This is a genomic window from Flavobacterium sp. KMS (genome assembly GCF_000813005.1).
In the GTDB taxonomy this organism is placed as follows: Bacteria; Bacteroidota; Bacteroidia; order Flavobacteriales; family Flavobacteriaceae; genus Flavobacterium.
This window is the reverse complement of the sequence record NZ_JSYP01000006.1, coordinates 77,726-95,783: the sequence shown is the minus strand read 5'-3', so window position 1 is coordinate 95,783 and position 18,058 is coordinate 77,726. Positions and strand designations below refer to the sequence as shown.

18 protein-coding genes are annotated in these 18,058 nt (G+C 31.7%); 10 read left to right on the top strand and 8 right to left on the bottom strand.

What is annotated here, in order from left to right; translation table 11 throughout:
* Positions 1–150 precede the first annotated feature (150 nt).
* The 8 genes from OA93_RS08100 (at position 151) to OA93_RS08060 (ending at position 8,984) form a co-directional block, all read left to right on the top strand.
* Complete coding sequence (locus tag OA93_RS08100) at positions 151–900, top strand: hypothetical protein (RefSeq protein WP_039112649.1); 750 nt, start codon at positions 151–153, stop codon at positions 898–900.
* Between the two features lie 130 nt (positions 901–1,030).
* Positions 1,031–2,959: a BatA and WFA domain-containing protein gene (locus tag OA93_RS08095; protein WP_039112648.1), complete on the top strand. Its 1,929-nt coding sequence runs from the start codon at positions 1,031–1,033 to the stop codon at positions 2,957–2,959.
* 130 nt (positions 2,960–3,089) lie between these two features.
* Entirely contained in the window at positions 3,090–4,346 is a 1,257-nt protein-coding gene (locus OA93_RS08090) for a dihydroorotase (RefSeq protein WP_039112646.1), read from the top strand.
* Between the two features lie 208 nt (positions 4,347–4,554).
* The gene (locus tag OA93_RS08085; RefSeq protein ID WP_039112645.1) at positions 4,555–4,881 is read left to right on the top strand and encodes a membrane protein; all 327 of its coding nucleotides are present in this window, start codon (positions 4,555–4,557) and stop codon (positions 4,879–4,881) included.
* A gap of 83 nt (positions 4,882–4,964) precedes the next feature.
* A complete protein-coding gene (locus OA93_RS08080) occupies positions 4,965–5,609 on the top strand; it encodes an alpha/beta fold hydrolase (protein WP_039112644.1) in 645 nt (214 codons plus the stop codon).
* Positions 5,610–5,636: 27 nt separating this feature from the next.
* Entirely contained in the window at positions 5,637–6,251 is a 615-nt protein-coding gene (locus tag OA93_RS08075) for a hypothetical protein (protein ID WP_039112643.1), read from the top strand.
* Between the two features lie 804 nt (positions 6,252–7,055).
* On the top strand, positions 7,056–8,297 hold the full coding sequence (locus OA93_RS08065; RefSeq protein ID WP_052259408.1) for an alpha/beta hydrolase-fold protein: 1,242 nt from the start codon (positions 7,056–7,058) through the stop codon (positions 8,295–8,297).
* Between the two features lie 117 nt (positions 8,298–8,414).
* Complete coding sequence (locus tag OA93_RS08060; protein ID WP_039112641.1) at positions 8,415–8,984, top strand: cysteine hydrolase family protein; 570 nt, start codon at positions 8,415–8,417, stop codon at positions 8,982–8,984.
* Positions 8,985–9,177: 193 nt separating this feature from the next.
* Here the strand turns inward: OA93_RS08060 and OA93_RS08055 are convergent, their stop codons facing one another.
* From OA93_RS08055 to OA93_RS08045, 3 genes are read right to left on the bottom strand one after another with little or no spacing between them, the layout of a single operon-like run.
* Positions 9,178–9,615 (bottom strand): hypothetical protein, encoded by a 438-nt coding sequence (locus OA93_RS08055; protein ID WP_039112639.1) that lies wholly within the window; start codon positions 9,613–9,615, stop codon positions 9,178–9,180.
* Between the two features lie 47 nt (positions 9,616–9,662).
* Positions 9,663–10,163, bottom strand: a complete 501-nt coding sequence (locus OA93_RS08050) for a hypothetical protein (RefSeq protein WP_039112638.1) — start codon at positions 10,161–10,163, stop codon at positions 9,663–9,665.
* A 12-nt stretch (positions 10,164–10,175) separates the two neighbouring features.
* Positions 10,176–10,940, bottom strand: a complete 765-nt coding sequence (locus tag OA93_RS08045; RefSeq protein ID WP_039112637.1) for an MBL fold metallo-hydrolase — start codon at positions 10,938–10,940, stop codon at positions 10,176–10,178.
* A gap of 95 nt (positions 10,941–11,035) precedes the next feature.
* On the opposite strand from OA93_RS08045, the gene OA93_RS08040 reads away from it, so the two are divergent.
* Positions 11,036–12,496 (top strand): TonB-dependent receptor, encoded by a 1,461-nt coding sequence (locus OA93_RS08040; protein ID WP_039112636.1) that lies wholly within the window; start codon positions 11,036–11,038, stop codon positions 12,494–12,496.
* A 370-nt stretch (positions 12,497–12,866) separates the two neighbouring features.
* Here the strand turns inward: OA93_RS08040 and bcp are convergent, their stop codons facing one another.
* Positions 12,867–13,319, bottom strand: coding sequence for a thioredoxin-dependent thiol peroxidase (bcp, locus tag OA93_RS08035; RefSeq protein ID WP_039112635.1), 453 nt, complete (start codon positions 13,317–13,319; stop codon positions 12,867–12,869).
* 366 nt (positions 13,320–13,685) lie between these two features.
* On the opposite strand from bcp, the gene nth reads away from it, so the two are divergent.
* The gene (gene nth / locus OA93_RS08030; protein WP_039112633.1) at positions 13,686–14,363 is read left to right on the top strand and encodes an endonuclease III; all 678 of its coding nucleotides are present in this window, start codon (positions 13,686–13,688) and stop codon (positions 14,361–14,363) included.
* 91 nt (positions 14,364–14,454) lie between these two features.
* Here nth and OA93_RS24995 read toward each other — a convergent pair whose 3' ends face one another.
* From OA93_RS24995 to OA93_RS08015, 4 genes are all read right to left on the bottom strand, one after another.
* Positions 14,455–14,598, bottom strand: coding sequence for a hypothetical protein (locus OA93_RS24995; RefSeq protein WP_165572092.1), 144 nt, complete (start codon positions 14,596–14,598; stop codon positions 14,455–14,457).
* Positions 14,599–14,650: 52 nt separating this feature from the next.
* Positions 14,651–15,235, bottom strand: coding sequence for a sigma-70 family RNA polymerase sigma factor (locus OA93_RS08025; RefSeq protein ID WP_039112632.1), 585 nt, complete (start codon positions 15,233–15,235; stop codon positions 14,651–14,653).
* A 307-nt stretch (positions 15,236–15,542) separates the two neighbouring features.
* Positions 15,543–16,301: a glycoside hydrolase family 16 protein gene (locus OA93_RS08020; RefSeq protein ID WP_039112730.1), complete on the bottom strand. Its 759-nt coding sequence runs from the start codon at positions 16,299–16,301 to the stop codon at positions 15,543–15,545.
* An 86-nt stretch (positions 16,302–16,387) separates the two neighbouring features.
* The gene (locus tag OA93_RS08015; protein ID WP_039112631.1) at positions 16,388–18,049 is read right to left on the bottom strand and encodes a family 16 glycosylhydrolase; all 1,662 of its coding nucleotides are present in this window, start codon (positions 18,047–18,049) and stop codon (positions 16,388–16,390) included.
* Between the last annotated feature and the right edge of the window lie 9 nt (positions 18,050–18,058).

The window sequence follows — 18,058 nt, the reverse complement described above, 5'->3', positions numbered from 1 at the left end:
TATAAAAATGTTTTTTGAGTATGCTAAAATACTCAATATTATCAATAGAGGTTGTTTTTTTTATAACAAATGGAATCTCAAAAATTAAATTGTACTTTTGTTTTTAATTAAGAATATTCTTCTTTTTTATTTTAAATCAAAACATTACAAATGAAACAACTTTCAGTTTTATTATTACTTATGATTATTTCTAGTTGCAATGCTCAACAACCAGAAATATTTGGAGAAAAGCCTTTAAATCTTAAAAATAAAATATTTGATTTGAACATTCCCGTTTTTTTTCCTGAAAAATATAAGTTGAAAAATAATCCCGAATATTATGAAATCCCTATAAATAATAATTTAGGGATTGATTTACATACGCAATTAATTAAGAAAGACACACTATTTATTAACGATGATGGTACGCTTGATAATTCTAATTTTACAAAAAACAAAACTTCAAAATGGATTGTATATACTAAAAAGAATTACTCTTCTATAGATACCGTAGCAGTGTATGAAAAATTTCCTTTTCAAGCTATAAACGTACTGACTACATTAGACAATAAACTAATCTTAGTGAGTGGATTAATTGATGAAATTAGCTTAGAAAATTCAAACAAATTCATTCATCTATTAATCTCAGATTATGGCAAACCAATTATAACTAAAAGCAAAGTATTTTCTAAAAATATAATTATTTATACTTGGGTAAATGATGATAAGTTATTGAAATATTGCACTTTTTTAAATAATGAAAGTAATACTATAGTTATAGAAGTTGACAAAGATAATTCTATTATAAAAAAAGGAGACAAAACGCCTCATCTTGAAGGATATTTTTATATTGCAAAAAAAGAATTTACTAACCACCTAATAGGTAATATAAATGTGGGAGATTTTGCTTTTTTTGATTAGATAAAAACTGAGCAACATACTTATTTTCAATAAAAAATAATCTTTAAAACCTTTAACTCTAAACAAATTTGTATTTTTGACCAGCATCTTCGCGAAAAATAAAACGTAGTGAAATAAACTAAACTTTAGAATGCATTTTAAACATCCCGAAATTTTATACTTTCTGTTCTTATTGATTGTTCCTATTTTGGTTCATTTATTTCAATTACGCCGTTTTAAAAAGTCCTATTTTACCAATGTTCGACTTTTAGCAAAACTCTCTATTCAAACCCGAAAAAGTTCTAAAATCAAGAAATGGCTATTACTAGCTTCTCGATTATTGTTGCTTACTTGCCTTATTCTTGCCTTTGCTCAACCTTTTTTTACCGCCAAAGACAGTAAAAATGCCAATAACGAAATGTATATCATTCTAGATAACTCGTTTAGTATGCAAGCAAAAGGTAAAAAAGGCGAACTACTAAAACGTGCCGTTCAGGAATTATTAGAGAATACGCCCGAAAATACTCAATTTTCTTTATTGACTAACACTGATAATTATTGGAATACCGACATAAAATCAGTTCGTAACTCATTGCAAAGTCTAAATTATAGCGCAACTCCTTTTGAACTGGACAATATAATGGCAAAAGTAAAAGCTCGCAAATCGGCCTTTAAAAAAGACATTATCATTATTACAGATGCAGTAGGACTGGACGAAAAACAATTAAAAAATATAAACACTGAAGATGCTCCGTATTTTATAATTCCAAAAGCAGAGCAAAAAAATAATGTGGCGATTGATAGCGTTTTTATCAATCAAACTTTGGATAACTTTTATGATATAGGTATTAATTTATCTGGTTATGGTGATGATTTCAAACCTATTTCTATGTCTTTATTCAACAACAGCAAACTAATAGCTAAAACCATTGTAAACTTTGACACTAAAAAGAAAAAAGTCAATTTTACTATTCCTAAACAAGCTTTTCATGGCTATGTAGCTATTGAAGACAATGGTTTAGAATACGACAATAGATTGTATTTTAGTATTTCTGACCCTAAAAAAACCAATGTTATTAGTATTGGAGATCCTGCAAAAAGCAATTTCTTATCTCGAATTTATACATCTGAAGAATTCAACTATCATAATTTTGATATACGTTCGCTTGATTACAATAGTCTGGATAAACAAGACGCAATTGTCTTGAATGAGCTAGAAGAAATTCCTCAAGCATTACAAACCACTTTAAAATCATTTGTATCCAAAGGTGGAAACGTTATTATTATTCCATCAGAAAAAATGGCTGTAGCCAATATGAATTCGTTTTTATCAAATTTTGGTAAAGTGCAAATGAGTTCACTTGAAAACAAAGAAAAACTGATTACCAAAATCAACTTTGATCATCCTATATTCTCGGGTGTTTTCGAAAATAAAATCAAGAATTTTCAATATCCAAAAACAAAGAGTTCGTTCCCTATTACAAGTTCTTATTCATCGGCTTTGTCCTATGAAGATCAAAGTGCATTTTTAACTTCGATACAAAATCAAGTTTCGGCAGTTTCCGTTTTTTCAGCACCTATAAATAGTATTAATTCTAACTTTCAGCAATCACCATTAATTGTTCCTGTTTTTTATAAAATGGCACAAAGCAATCAGAAATCTGGAATAGTAGCAATAACAATTGGTAATAATCAGCCTTATTTTGTTGAAGCTTTATTATCTAAAGATGCAATTCTGGAAGTACGAGGAACTGACGAACAGTTTATTCCTATTCAACAGATTTTAAATAATAAAGTAAAAATCGTTTTCAACGATTATCCTGAAAAAGCTGGTAATTATACTATTTACAATAAAAAAGAAGCATTAGAGAACGTAAGTTTTAATTACAAACGAAGCGAAAGCGATTTAAGTCAAGTCAATTCAAATCTAGTTTCTGATTACAAAACTGCCGATACGATTTCGACTATTTTTAACACCTTACAAACTGAACGAACTGACAATCAAATTTGGAAATGGTTTGTTATCTTTGCACTGTTATTTTTAGCATTAGAAATGGCAATTATCAGGTTTGTGAAGTAATTTTTTTACAACTAAGACATTAAGAAAATTAAGTTTTTCCTTTATCAACTTAATTCCTTAATGGTTCAAATAAATTAAGCTTTACTATTTTAAAACTTAATTGTTACAATTAAAATAAATTTATCTACATATGAAAATAATCATCCGTGAAGCAAAAATTATAGATTCTAAAAGTCCGTTTCATAATAAGACTGCAGATATTTTAATTAAAGATGGTTTAATCGAAAAAATAGGAACTTCGCTTCCTAATACTGAAAATGCCGAAGAGATAAAACTCGACAATTTACATATTTCGCAAGGATGGTTTGACAGTAGCGTTTCGCTTGGAGAACCAGGTTATGAAGATCGCGAAACAATCTCAAACGGATTAAATGTAGCTGCAAAAAGTGGATTTACCGCCATTGCTTTACAACCTAACTCCTACCCGATTATTGATAACCAATCACAAGTTAATTTTGTAAAAAACAAAGCCAATGGTTTTGCTACAGAACTTTTCCCAATAGGAGCTTTAACCAAAGCTAGCGAAGGAAAGGATATGGCTGAACTATTTGACATGAAAAAAACAGGAGCGGTAGCTTTTGGTGATTATAATAAAAGCCTTGACAATGCCAACTTGCTAAAGATTGCATTGCAATATGTACAAGATTTTGATGGTTTGGTAATTGCTTACTCGCAAGATCAAAATATAAAAGGAAATGGTGTTGCCAATGAAGGAATCGTTTCAACAAAATTAGGATTAAAAGGAATCCCAGATCTTGCTGAAGAATTACAAATCGTTCGCAACTTATTTTTATTAGAATATACAGGAGGAAAACTTCATATTCCAACTATCTCGACTGCTAAATCGGTTCAATTAATTAAAGATGCTAAAGCAAAAGGACTAAACGTAACAACTAGTGTTGCTGTACATCATTTGGTTTTAACCGATGAAAAATTAGAAGGTTTTGATACCCGTTTTAAAGTTACGCCTCCATTACGAACTGAAACTGACAGACAAGCATTGCTTAATGGTGTTCTAGACGGAACTATCGATATGATTACATCTGATCATAACCCGATTGATATTGAATTCAAAAAAATGGAATTTGATATGGCGAAAAACGGAACAATTGGTCTAGAAAGTGCTTTTGGTGCTTTGCTAACTGTATTACCTCTAGAAACTGTAATCGAAAAACTAACTCTAGGAAAGTCAGTTTTTGGTATTAAAAACGACACAATTACCGAAGGTTCTAAAGCAAATATCACGTTGTTTAATCCTAATGGAGAAAGTATTTTCGCAAAAGGAAATATCTTATCTAAATCTAAAAATTCTGCCTTTTTAGGAACACAATTAAAAGGTTCAGTTTACGGAATCGTGAATCAGAATCAATTGGTATTAGAAAAATAATAAAAAATTAAAATTTTACCATTAAGAGATTAAGAAAAATTAAGTTTAATTAATATACCTAATTTCTCAATGGTCGAAAAACCTTTTTAATCTGAACAATTTGATGCAAAAAAGATAATCATTAAAGAATTAAGAAAAGTCAACTTAATTTTTCTTAATCTCTTAATGGTTTAAAACAAATTGTTAAAAACAACTATAAAACACAAGAATGAACAACTCAATCGAAGAAGGAAAAACTCCTGCTATAACCAGCTATATATTAATAATTGGTGTTTTAATCGCTATGTCGATGAACTCTGAAAATAAAAATAGCTTTGCTTCTTTTCATATACGTCAGGCGTTAGGGTTATCATTAACTTTTATCTCCTTCGGACTTATCATAAGCAACTTTGACAGCTTTATGATTACTTTCCCAATGTGGATTTGTATCTCTATTTTATGGACATACGGGATTTTCAGCGCTATACAAGGGCAAACAAAACCAATACCATTAGTAGGTGCACTTTTTCAAAAATGGTTTAAAAGCATCGGTTAGTCTTTGATTTTTAAATTCAGATATAAACTAAGAGCCGACAACTGCATTTCACAATTTACAACTCACAATTTACCATTAAAAGAATGAATTTATCTTTAGAATATAAAATAAGAGAACCAAAAGTTATCTTAGACAAAAACCCACTATTACTATTACTTCACGGATATGGCAGCAACGAAGAAGATTTATTTTCTTTTGCCAGCGAACTTCCTGATAATTATTATGTTATTTCGGCTAGAGCTCCTTATGACTTACAATATGGCAGTTATGCATGGTACGCCATTAATTTTGATGCAGATCAAAACAAATTCTCTGATAACGAACAAGCTAAAACATCACGTGATTTAATTGCAAATTTCATTGATGAGTTAACTGCAAATTATCCAATCGACTCAAACAATATAACTTTAATTGGCTTTAGCCAAGGATCTATTTTAAGTTATGCAACAGCGCTTTCTTATCCTGAAAAAATCCAGAGAGTAGTTGCAATGAGTGGTTATTTTAATGATGAAATCATTAAAGATGGTTACGAGAAAAACGACTTTAAAAACTTAAAGATATTTGCTTCACACGGAACTGTAGATCAGGTAATCCCTATTGATTGGGCTAGAAAAACACCTGCAATTCTAGAAAATCTAAATATTCCTGTTTCTTATAAAGAATATCCAGTTGGACATGGAGTTGCTCCCCAAAATTTCTTTGATTTTAAGAATTGGTTAGCACAATAGTTTACAGTATTCAGTCACTTTTTTAAGTTGAAAAAAACAATCAAATATAAATCAAAGAGTAATTATAAAATTCTTAATTCCAAGAACATCTTTATAATTACTCTTATTGTCATAAGCTTAACAATCCTATCTGTTTGGCTTTTTGGCCTTGGAAATCATAATTCTGTTTTTGAAAATTCATTACTATCTACAACAATTTTATCCTTAGCTTTTTTCTTATTTATTTCAATTGGATTGTATAGAGGAGTAAAAATAAAAGATAATTTAGGCAAAATAACTGATCGTTTTGAATCAAAAAAATTAGATTTTTTAAGAGACTTAGCTGCAGAAGGAAGTTTATCTTCTGCTCCTGATGTTGGCGAAGGCATTTTAGGAGCTCTTATCGGTCTGATTTTATGGTTTTTTATGGCAATTATAATCAGTTATTTATTTTGGGCTTTTGGAGCAATAATATGGATTTCTATTCTAACTTTTATTGCAATGCTTTATTGGATTTTTTTTAGAGCTTTAAGGCTTATCTTTAAAAAATCATCCATATGTAAAGATTCATATTCAAAAAGTTTTTTTTATGGTTTTAGTTTTACAATACTATATAACTTTTGGATCTATATAATCATTTTTATGACAGTATCTCTTTTTTGAAAATATTTCAGTTGTAATTTTTAAATTCTATCAAATACTGTAAAAATTTATTTAATTTTAAAAATTAGCTAAACTCGAAATAAGATTTTTTTACTTAATTCAGGTTCTAAAACAATAACAAAAAACACAATTATGGGAATAGAAAGTTTAATTGGTTTTATTTTACCAATAGTATTAATTGCCAGTGGTCTTTTTATAAAAAACACTGAAAATCCGAACTTCCAAACTTCTAAAAAATACTGGAAGATATTATTCATTTTAGGGATTCTAAATTTATTAATGAAGTTATATCTTCTATTTTTTCTTTAATATCAGTTTTGATATTTTGAATTGTCTCGAGCCTTAGCTGGAGTAATAATATATTGACTTTAGTCAAAATGCCCCGTTATTTTGACTAAAGCCACATTTATAAACAATTCTTAAACCTCCAACTAAAGCACAATGTCATTAAGTTAAGAAAAAAACTTTTAATACTGTACTGAATAAATCTCTCGCAAAGTCGCCAAGTTTAATCATAAAATCTTTGCGCTTTTGCGACTTTGCGAGAAAATAATTAACCATGATCAGTTCAAAAAAGCTTAACTTAATGACATCGAACTAAAGCAGGAGGCAATTCAAGAATAGGAATTTAAACTCACTTTTTACATTTCCTTTTTACAACACACATTTCACCTTCTTGCTTTTTTTTACATTTTACTTCTCACTTTTTACATATAATAATAAATCATCTTATCTTTAAACTATTATACTTTGTAACAAATAACAAAGTATAAGACTAACTCGATAAACCTGATTTAACTAACCATGAAACAACTATTATTTTCACTGCTTTTTATTGGCACTTCTTTTTTCGCAAAAGCACAATCGGATAACAAAATTACTATTGGTACGATTGAAACCATTCATTCTAAAATACTTAATGAAGATCGAAAAGTTTGGATATATGTCCCAGATGGTTATACCAAAGGCGCACCCAAAACTGAGAATTATCCCGTTCTTTATTTATTAGATGGAAACGTACATTTCACTTCTATTGTTGGTATGACGGAGCAATTAAGTACCATGAACGGTAACACAATTTGTCCAAAAATGATTGTAGTGGGAATACTCAATACTGACAGAGCCCGTGATTTAACTCCTACTCATATCGAATCTGATTTACCAATGATGACTAGTGAAGCGAGTAAAACTAGTGGCGGAAATGAAAATTTTATTGCATTTATTGAAAAAGAATTAATACCATACGTTGAAACCAACTATCCTACTGCTCCATACAAAATGCTAATTGGTCATTCTTTTGGCGGTTTAACAGTTATAAATACACTTGCAAATCATACTAATTTATTTAATTCTTATGTTGCTATCGACCCAAGTATGTGGTGGGACAAACAGAAATTTTTAGAGCAAAGCAAAAAAACATTTGCTGAGAAAAAATTCAAAAACACTAGTTTATTTTTAGGTATTGCAAACACGATGGAAGCCGGAATGGACACTCTTAGAGTAAAGAAAGATACTACTCAAGTTACAAGACACATTCGTTCAATATTAGATTTAGCCAATGATTTAAAAAAGAACAAACAAAACCAATTACACTTTGAATACAAATATTATGATAAAGACAGTCATGGTTCTGTTCCGTTTATTGCCGAATATGACGCACTTAGATTCATTTTTGATTTCTATAATCTGAACTTGACTATTACTGATTTAATGGAAACAGGGATGGCATTACCTACAAAAATTGAAAAACATTATCAAAATGTTTCCGAAAAAATGGGGTATAAAATACCACCTCCCGAAGCTCCTATTAATCAATGTGGATATATGGCCCTAGGCAGAAAGAACTTAGCTCAAGCTGAGTATTTTTTCAAACTAAATGTAAAAAACTATCCAGAAAGCGCTAACGTATATGATTCTCTAGGAGATTATTATAAACAAGTGAATGATAAAACTAATGCAATAAGCAATTACAAAAAAGCGTTATCCATCAACAAGGAAAGTGCCGAAACGAAACAAAAACTGGAAGAACTTCAAAAAGGAAAATAACGCATAACAATCTCCTTTTGAACTAAAAAATGATAAAAACAGTGTTGACTTTATTGTGTGAAAATTTGATTTTCATCTCACTTTTTACTTTTTTACAACATCAACTAAACTATAAAAATGAAAATATCTAAACTTGACAATCCCGCATTAATACTAATTGATATCCAGAAAGGTTTTGATAATATAGAATATTGGGGCGGAGAACGCAATAATCCAAATGCTGAAAAAAATGCAAGTGAGCTTCTCGAAATCTGGCGAGCTAATAAATTACCTATTTTCCATATTCAGCATTGTTCCTCTAATCCCAATTCATTGCTCCATGAAACCAATCCTGGAAATGCATTTAAAGATATTGTAAAACCTTATTTAGGAGAAAACGTAATTCAGAAGAATGTAAATAGTGCTTTTATTGGCACCAATTTAAAAGAACAACTTGATGATGATAAAATCGATACGCTTGTTATTGTAGGTTTAACAACTGATCATTGTGTTTCGACAACTACAAGAATGGCTGGGAATTTTGGTTATAATACCTTTCTAATTTCTGATGCAACTGCCACTTTTAATAAAAAGGGATTGAATGGACAGGAATTTAGTGCCGAGACAATTCACGAAACTGCTCTTGCCAGTTTAAACGAAGAATTTGCTCAAGTAGTAACAACCGATTTTATAAAACAGAATATTTAGACTGAGAAAATTTAACCGCAAAGCGCGCAATCCCGAAGCGTCGGGATACGCAAAGGTCGCAAGGTTTTAAAATCTTTATCTGAAGCAGAAAAGCAACAGATCTACATAAAAATAAGAAAGGCGAGAATTACTTCTCGCCTTTCTTGTTTTGTCTTTTTTATAATCTGTAAACTGCAACTAGATACTGCAAATTTTACTCTCCTGTATAAATAATCTTTCCAGCTTTTTTAAGTACATAACCTTTCCAAGGGATTAATTCTAAATCTCCTTTAATCCAAGGTTCTCCTTCGGCTTTGCGCTCTAAAATAATTGTTCCATCTTCAGTATCAAGAAAAAGTTCGGCTTTGTTTCCGTCGTTTTCAAAAATAACATAAGCAACTGTCGAATACGTTTTACCATCTTTGGCGTGCTCTAACTTTGTACCTACTTCAAACAATCGTACACATTCATTTTTAACAACCGACCAAGTATAACCAGCAGATCCTTTACATCCATGTGCATCTGAATCTCCTCCTACAATACGCTCGGGTTTAACTTCTTCTTTAATAGGTTTTGTTTCTTCCTGAGAAACTTTTTTAGCACAAGAAAATGTAAGACCTATAATAATCGAAAATAAAAATACTTTTTTCATATGTTCTATTTATTAGTTGTTACAATTATTACACTGTGTTAGGAATACTATTTTTGGTATAATAATGATTGATTTACTTCAAAAGTAATACTTTCATCATTATTAACAAAGTATTTTAACAAGACTTCTCCCCATATTTCTCCATCACTAAAGTCTGCAATAATCCATCTGTGATTTAAAATCTTAACTTTATTGATGATAAATTTATTGGCGCCTATTTGGTCTTGTCCTGTATATGGATTCCCTTTTGGATTCGCATTTAGATCCATTAATTTCTCAGTAACAATAGGAATTAGTTTCTCGTACTGAATAGTTTTAGAAGCATCTGCTGAATCAAAGTAATTTTGGGCGTTTTGATTATTCTCTAATGAAAAGTAATTGGCTTCGTTTAATTTAGTTTCTACTAAATTAAGGCTATCTCTAAGCTTTTTAGTTGTTTTAACATAACGTTCCTGTTCAAACTTTACTTCTTTACTATAAAACATATAGGTAAATATATTCATAAGTATCGCAATGATAAAAAGGTAAAGCAATAGGGATTTTTTCATTTTTAAATGTAATTAAGTTGTGATTTCTAAATTATCATAGGCTAGAAAAACATTTTTAGGCAGCATTTTTTGTACCTCTTCATGAAATCCTAATACATGACTAATATGTGTTAAATAAGCCTTTTCTGGCTGAACCAAAGTTATAAAATCTAGGGCTTCCTGCAAATTAAAATGTGTATCGTGTGGCTCAACACGTAATGCATTTATCACTAATACTTTTAAGTTTTTTAGTTTCTTGATTTCGACTTCTTCAATAGTTTTTACATCTGTTAAATAAGCAAAATCATCTATTCGATACCCAAAAACCTGTAAATCTCCGTGCATAACATTTACCGGAATTGCCATTTTATCACCCACAGCAAATGGTTTATCATTAACGACCTCGATTGTTTTTACTGATGGTGCTCCTGGATATTTATTTACGGTTTCAAAAACATAATCAAAACGTTTTTTTAAGTTACCAATAACACGCTCGTGTGCATAAATTGGCATTTCGCCTTGTCTGAAATTGTACGGACGTATATCGTCCAAACCTGCAGTGTGATCTGCATGCTCATGTGTAAATAAAATTGCATCTAATTTCTGACAGTTACAAGATAACATTTGTTGCCTGAAATCAGGACCACAATCTATAACATAAGAGTGGTCATCCCAACTAATCCAAATCGATACTCGAAGCCTTTTATCCTTAGCGTCAGTACTTTTGCATACAGGATGATCTACCCCTATTATCGGAATGCCTTGTGATGTGCCTGTGCCTAAAAAATATACCTTCAATTGTACTTTATTTTTTTACAAAAATAGGATTAATTATCTTTCATTAGAAGCCTAATTTACTAACTTTGTAACAAATCAGCCATATTTAAAATAAAATGGGTATAGAAATAAAACTTAAAGGTGACAAAGTCATCGCTCAGATACCATCCATAAAAGACAAAGCACTACGCATAAATCTAAACGAAAATATTTACGGAACCTTTGCAGAGATTGGTGCGGGGCAAGAAACGGTAAGACATTTTTTTAGATCTGGTGGTTCGTCTGGAACAATTGCGAAGGCGATGTCTGCTTACGACAAAGATTTTAGTGATGCCATTTACGGAATTGAAAGTGATGGCCGCTATGTAACTGAAGAGAGATTAAAGAAAATGTTAACTCTTGAAGGGCAAATAATTGAAGAACGTTTAAGCAGAGAAAAACACCCTACAAAACTTTTCTTTAGCTACGCTAATACTGTTGCAACAATAGATTTTGCAAAACAATTTAAAGGTCACGGTTGGGTAGGAATAAGATACCAAATTGAACCTGATGAAGCTTATAATGAAATTATACTTCACATTCGTTTTAAAGAAACTGATGCTCGATTACAACAAGAAACATTAGGTATTCTTGGGGTAAACTTAATTTATGGAGCATTTTATAAATACAATGATCCTAAAAGATTACTTCGTTATTTATATGATCATTTAGATAAAGATCAACTAGAAATTGATACTATTAACTTTTCTGGTCCACGTTTTGCCGATGTAGATAATCGATTGATTAGCTTACAATTGGTAAAAAACGGAATGACTGATGCCGTAATGTTCAATCCTGAAGGTAAAAATATCCTTCCTGCTGCCATTTTATACAAAAAGAATATTCTTGCCTTACGCGGGAGTTTTCGTCCTGTAACGAAGGTTAATATGGATATGTATGAGAAATCATTAAAAATGTTTCTCGAAGAAAATAAAGTCGAAAAAGACAATACGCTGGTAATTTTTGAAATCACTTTATCTAATCTTCGTTCTGATGGAGAAATCGATGAACGCGATTTTATGGATAGAGCCGAATTACTTTGTTCGTTAGGACAAACTGTAATGATTTCGAACTTCCAGGAATATTATAAAGTTGTTGAGTATTTTGCGAATTATACTAAAGCCCGAATGGGATTAGCAATGGGTGTTAACAATTTAGTCGACATCTTTGATGAGAAATACTACCGCCATTTAAGTGGAGGAATTCTTGAAGCTTTCGGAAAATTATTCTACCGCGATATGAAAGTATTCTTATATCCTATGATTGATGAAGATGGTACTATCATGAATTCGACTAATTTAAAAGTACATCCTAGAATGAAAGAATTGTACAAATTCTTTAAATTCAATGGTAAAGTTGTCGATGTAGCCGATTTCGATCCTCATACATTAGAAGTATTCTCGAGAGAGGTATTAAAAATGATTAGTCAAGGAAAACCTGGATGGGAACCAATGCTTCCTGTAGGTATTGCCGAAATTATAAAAGAACATCACTTATTTGGTTATGAACCGAATAAAGTTTTAAAAGAGTCTAATTAGTTTTCTGAGGAACTAAGGTTCTGAGAAATAAAGGTTCAAAGGTTTTAAATAGGAAAGCATCAGTTTTATAACTGGTGCTTTTTTTGTTTTGGGAGGATTTGAGATACTAAGTAACTGAGGTTTTGTTTATGTACAAAATTATCGCAATATTGTCAAGCTAAGTCCCTTCGACTCCGCTCAGGATGACAAGAATGAGAGTATCTACTCTATGTTATGTTGTATTGCTATTTATTTACTCAAGTAAAAATGTCAAGTTTGTAAAAAACTGCTAAACCTCAACAAATAAAAAACGAATGGTAATCTTTGTCAAAGTTTTGAACCTTGACAAAGATCTTATGAAAACTGAGTTTAAAAACCGAAATAGTAATCGCTACTTTAAGATTTGATCGGCGTGTTCTTTGGTCTTTACTTTTGAGATTATATCTTCGATAATTCCTTTTTCATTGATAACAAAAGTTGTTCTGTGGATTCCGTCGTATTCACGGCCCATGAATTTTTTAGGTCCCCAAACTCCAAAGGCTTGAATTACTGATTTATCTTCATCTGCCAATAACGGGAAAGGGAAATCGTATTTTTCTTTGAATTTGGCTTGTGCTTTTTGTGCATCGGCACTAACTCCCAAAAGAGCATAATTGTTTGCTTGAAAACGTTCGTAGTTATCTCTTAAATCGCAAGCTTCGGCTGTACATCCTGGTGTATTTGCTTTTGGATAAAAGAATACTACTAATTTCTTGCCTGCATAATCGGCTAGTTTATGTGTATTTCCGTCCTGATCTATTCCTGAAAAATTTGGTGCTTTATCTCCTATTTGTAATGTTGTCATTTTATTTTAGATTTTTGTTTTTTTTAGACTGACTTAGAATTTTAGACTTCTTAGACTTTCTTAGACTTTCTTAGACTTCTTAGACTTCTTAGAGTTTTAGACTCGCTTAGAATTTTGATAGCAAATTTAAATAATTCATGACTTATAATTCCTAACTCATCTGCCATAATTCTTGATTTGTTAGCCCAGATTGTAGTGAAAACCCCGGAATTGTGGTGGTTTACATTTTATGTATTGGCAAAGCGACCAGCGGAAGCTCTTGCGAATACTTAAAAATGTTACTGCCTCGATGAGGTGTTGTAACGGAAAGCTGGATTAGGCTCATGATAAAATTTGTACTATTTTTACGGGATTAAATTTACGGAAATGAATAAACAAGAACGGGTAACTTTTGTTATAAATACGTTAAAAGAATTATATCCTACTATCCCTGTCCCTCTAGATCATAAAGACCCTTATACTTTATTAATTGCTGTTTTATTGTCGGCTCAGTGTACCGATGTTCGCGTGAACCAGATCACGCCTATATTGTTTGCAAAGGCTGATAATCCGTATGATATGATTAAAATGTCGGTTGAAGAAATTCAGAATATTATTCGTCCTTGTGGTTTATCGCCTATGAAGGCTAAAGGTATTTATGGTTTATCACATATCCTGATTGATAAACATGGCGGAGAGGTTCCTCAGAGTTATGAATATCTGGAGGAATTGCCTGCTGTTGGGCATAAAACAGCAAGTGTTGTTATGTCGCAAGCTTTTGGTGTTCCTGCATTTCCTGTAGATACTCACATTCATAGGTTGATGTATAGATGGAATTTATCTAACGGAAAAAATGTAACTCAAACTGAAAAGGATGCTAAACGTCTTTTTCCTGAGGAGGTTTGGAATGATTTGCATCTTGAAATTATTTGGTACGGTCGTGAATATTCGCCTGCTCGAGGATGGGATCTTGATAAAGATATTATCACAAAGACTATTGGAAGAAAATCGGTTATTGATGAGTATTACGAAAATCAGTCTTCTAAAAAACAAAAAAATCACTAATTGCATATTGCCCTTAGTGATTTTTTAATCAAACGACCAATTTGATTAATTTCATTTACTTTCAAAACATCCGACAGTTGCTGTGGGCTGTTTAATTAGCTATAATCTCAAAACTTTTATCTTCGATTTTCACTACTGTTAAGGCTTGTGAATAGCTCAATAAAAAAGAAACTACTTCTTTGTTTGGTTTTAGATTTTTACTAATCATCACTTTTTTTGAGTAAATTTTTGCCATGCTAATAAATGTTTATTTTATATAACAACGACCTATTGCTCAATTTAGTATATTAATTAGTTAAAATAATTTGATGTTTTTCTATAATTTTTCGAATATTCATCAATGCATATCTCATTCTACCTAATGCTGTATTAATACTTACACCGGTTATTTCGGATATTTCTTTAAAGCTCATGTCTTGATACATACGCATTACGAGTACTTCTTTTTGATCATCTGGAAGTTCTTCGATTAATTTTTTTAAATCGACCTCAACTTGATCCATAATCATTTTGTTCTCTATCGTTAAGGAATCATCGGACATGATGGAGAATATCGAAAACTCTTCGGTTTCTCTATACATTGGCATTTTCTTATTTTTTCGATAATGATCCACAATTAAGTTGTGTGATATACGCATTACCCAAGGAAGGAATTTGCCTTCTTCGTTATAAGAATTGCTTTTTAATGTCTTGATTACTTTTATAAATGTATCTTGGAAAATATCATTTGATATATCTCTGTCTGCTATTTTTGAATATATGAATCCATAAATCTTAGATTCATGTCTTTTTATTAATGTTGACAAGGCACTTTCGTTACCTTCAACATAGTTCTTCACCAATAGAGCGTCAGGAATTTGCAGATTAGCCATAATACTACCTTTTAGTTTTAGTTTTGAATTGGAGTAATTTTCTAAAAAGTAATTTTAATGTATAGGCTTCTGATTTTTAAAGTGTTAATTAAGTGTTCAAATTTAACAAATAAATATTTTATAAAGCAAATTAAATTAAGAATAATTAACACAAAAAACTGAGAAACATTAAAATAAAGTCAATGATTTCTAAAAAAAGACCAAGAAACAATAAATTAACATTTTGGTTACAACAGTTAAAAAAGAAGCTTAAATCTCACAAAATAAAGTAATTACGATTTAACCTTCTTTTTTTTGCAATCTTTAATTACTGATATACCCGAATATAATCGACAATAAAATCTTGTGGAAAAACAGTATCGTCTACTTCGGGTCCTCCAAAATTTCCTCCTATTGCCAAATTAACTAATATATAAAATGGCTTATCAAAAGGCCAAACATCTTCATTTTTATCTTTTGGTTCGAATGTGTACACTAAATCTTTGTCTACAAAAAAGTCGATTTTGTCTTTTGTCCACTCTATTGCGAATACATGGAATCCTTTTTCGATATCTGGAAATGCAGTTTTCTTGGTATTAATTGTATTCCCGTGGCTATCTTGGGTGTGCAAAGTGGTATAAACCATGTGTGGATCTCTGCCTATATATTCTAAGATATCTATTTCGCCACATTTTGGCCAGTTTACCTGATCTATATTTGCTCCTAACATCCAGAATGCTGGCCATAGGCCATGACCAACTGGTAATTTGGCTCTGGCTTCGATGCGTCCGTATTTAAACTCTTTTTTACCTTTGGTTGTAATACGTGTAGATGTATATACGTTTCCGTCTTTTCTTGCATTAATAATTAAGTTTCCATCTTTTAATTGATGGTTTGTCTTGGTATAAATTTGTCTTTCGTTATTACCCCAACCACATAAATCAGGACAACCGTCTCCGAGTTCGTAATTCCAAACGGTTTCGTTTAGGGTTTTTCCGTTAAAATTTTCTTCCCAAACCAGTTTCCTTTTTGCTTGTTGTGCAAAACTTAAATTACCTATTAATAATAGGATTAAAATTCTCTTCATTTTATTTCTTTTATTTATCATTAAAAATAAGAAGGCTAGCAAATGTGCCGCTAACCTCCTTATTCCGACTAACTTTAACTTTTATATTATTGATATACTCTTACATAATCTATCTCCATTGTAGATTGTGTAAATGCTGGATCTATGACTCCGCCAAAGTTTCCTCCCATTGCAAAATTTAGTATCAGAAAGAAATCTTTATTAAATGGTGTTGTTGCATCATTGGCAAAAGAATGAAACAAGGCATTATCTACATAAAACTTAATTGATTCCGGGCTCCAAACTGCCTTGTAAACATGAAACTCTGATGATGCTGTTGCAATAGTTGTTGAACCTGTGTTTCCATCTCCGCCTGAATGTCCTGGATAATGCAATGTGCTATGAATTAGGTTTTGGCTATTGCCTACATGCTCCATAATATCTATTTCTCCGCAAGCGGGCCATGAGTTTGTTGCATAATTTTGTCCTAACATCCAGATTGCTGGCCAAGTCCCTCCTCCTATTGGCAACTTGGCTTTTACCTCAACTTTACCATAGGTGAATTTAAATTTACCATCTGTTTTTAATCGTGCCGAGGAATATGCCATTCCGCCTGAAGTTTCTTTTTTGGCAGTTATCTTTAAACTTCCGCCTTGCACTATTACATTGTTTGGACTGTTGGTATAATTTTGTTTTTCATTATTTCCCCAACCGCTGTCGCCAGTCCCTAACTCATTTACCCAATTTGCAGGATTTGGTGCTCCATCGGTATTAAATTCATCCGACCAAACTAAGGTGGTATAATCAGTAGGAGGCGCCTGAGTAGGTTTTGTTGTGGTAAATATATGATACCATGCTAATGCCGGATTACCTCCCATAACTGCTCTTACAACCATTCTGTTTGCTGTTATGGAGATTATCTCGTATGAGTTCTGACCTATATAATACCCCATAAATCCTCCATCAGAGAAATTCATTGTTGTTCCTCTTGTTTGTGTTAAATGGTCTGGATTGCCCATAATAACCGATTCTGAAGGACTTAATGATACTATTTTTGTTCCGCTTGAGTTGTATGCTAAACATGCATCGTCTGGCGAGCTTCCGCCTGCTACGCTTGCAAAAGCTGCATTAAAGAATGTTGCTCCTCCGTTATCCAGCTGGTATTTTATTTGTTCTCCGTCTAGCGAAAAAGTCAATACATTATCATATAAACAACTACTTACTGGTGAAGCTGCTTTCTCAAATGGTCCTGCTGTATAATAGTTGGCATAATAATTCTTGGTTGCGTCGCCATCATTTTGTCCAACACCTAGATGACCTGGTTCTGAAGCTGACCAATACCATTTTTTAGAAGTTCCGCCTGTTAAGAACGTTACTGCATCGGGATCACTAAAATCACTTTGTACGGTAACCTCTATCGAGGTGCTTGATTGTATTCCTCCTGTTCCTGTTGCTATTACAGTTACTGTATAGGTATTTAATCCTGTTTTAGTAAATCGCTTTTCGGTTTTACCTGTTGGCGAGTTTAACGATGTACCGTCGCTAAAGGCGTACTTGTATGAGATTGCATCATTTGCAGTAGCGACAAGTTTTACCAATCCCGAGCCGTCTCCGTTAGGATCTGCATCCGTTTTACCTACAATTTCGGCAGTAATTACAAGGTTTGTTGGCGCTTGTAGTTCTCCAAATTTTAAATCATCTTCCTGGCAACCTACCATAAGAAGCATGGTGAGTATGCACACGATATTTATAATTATTTTTTTACTCATGATTCCTTA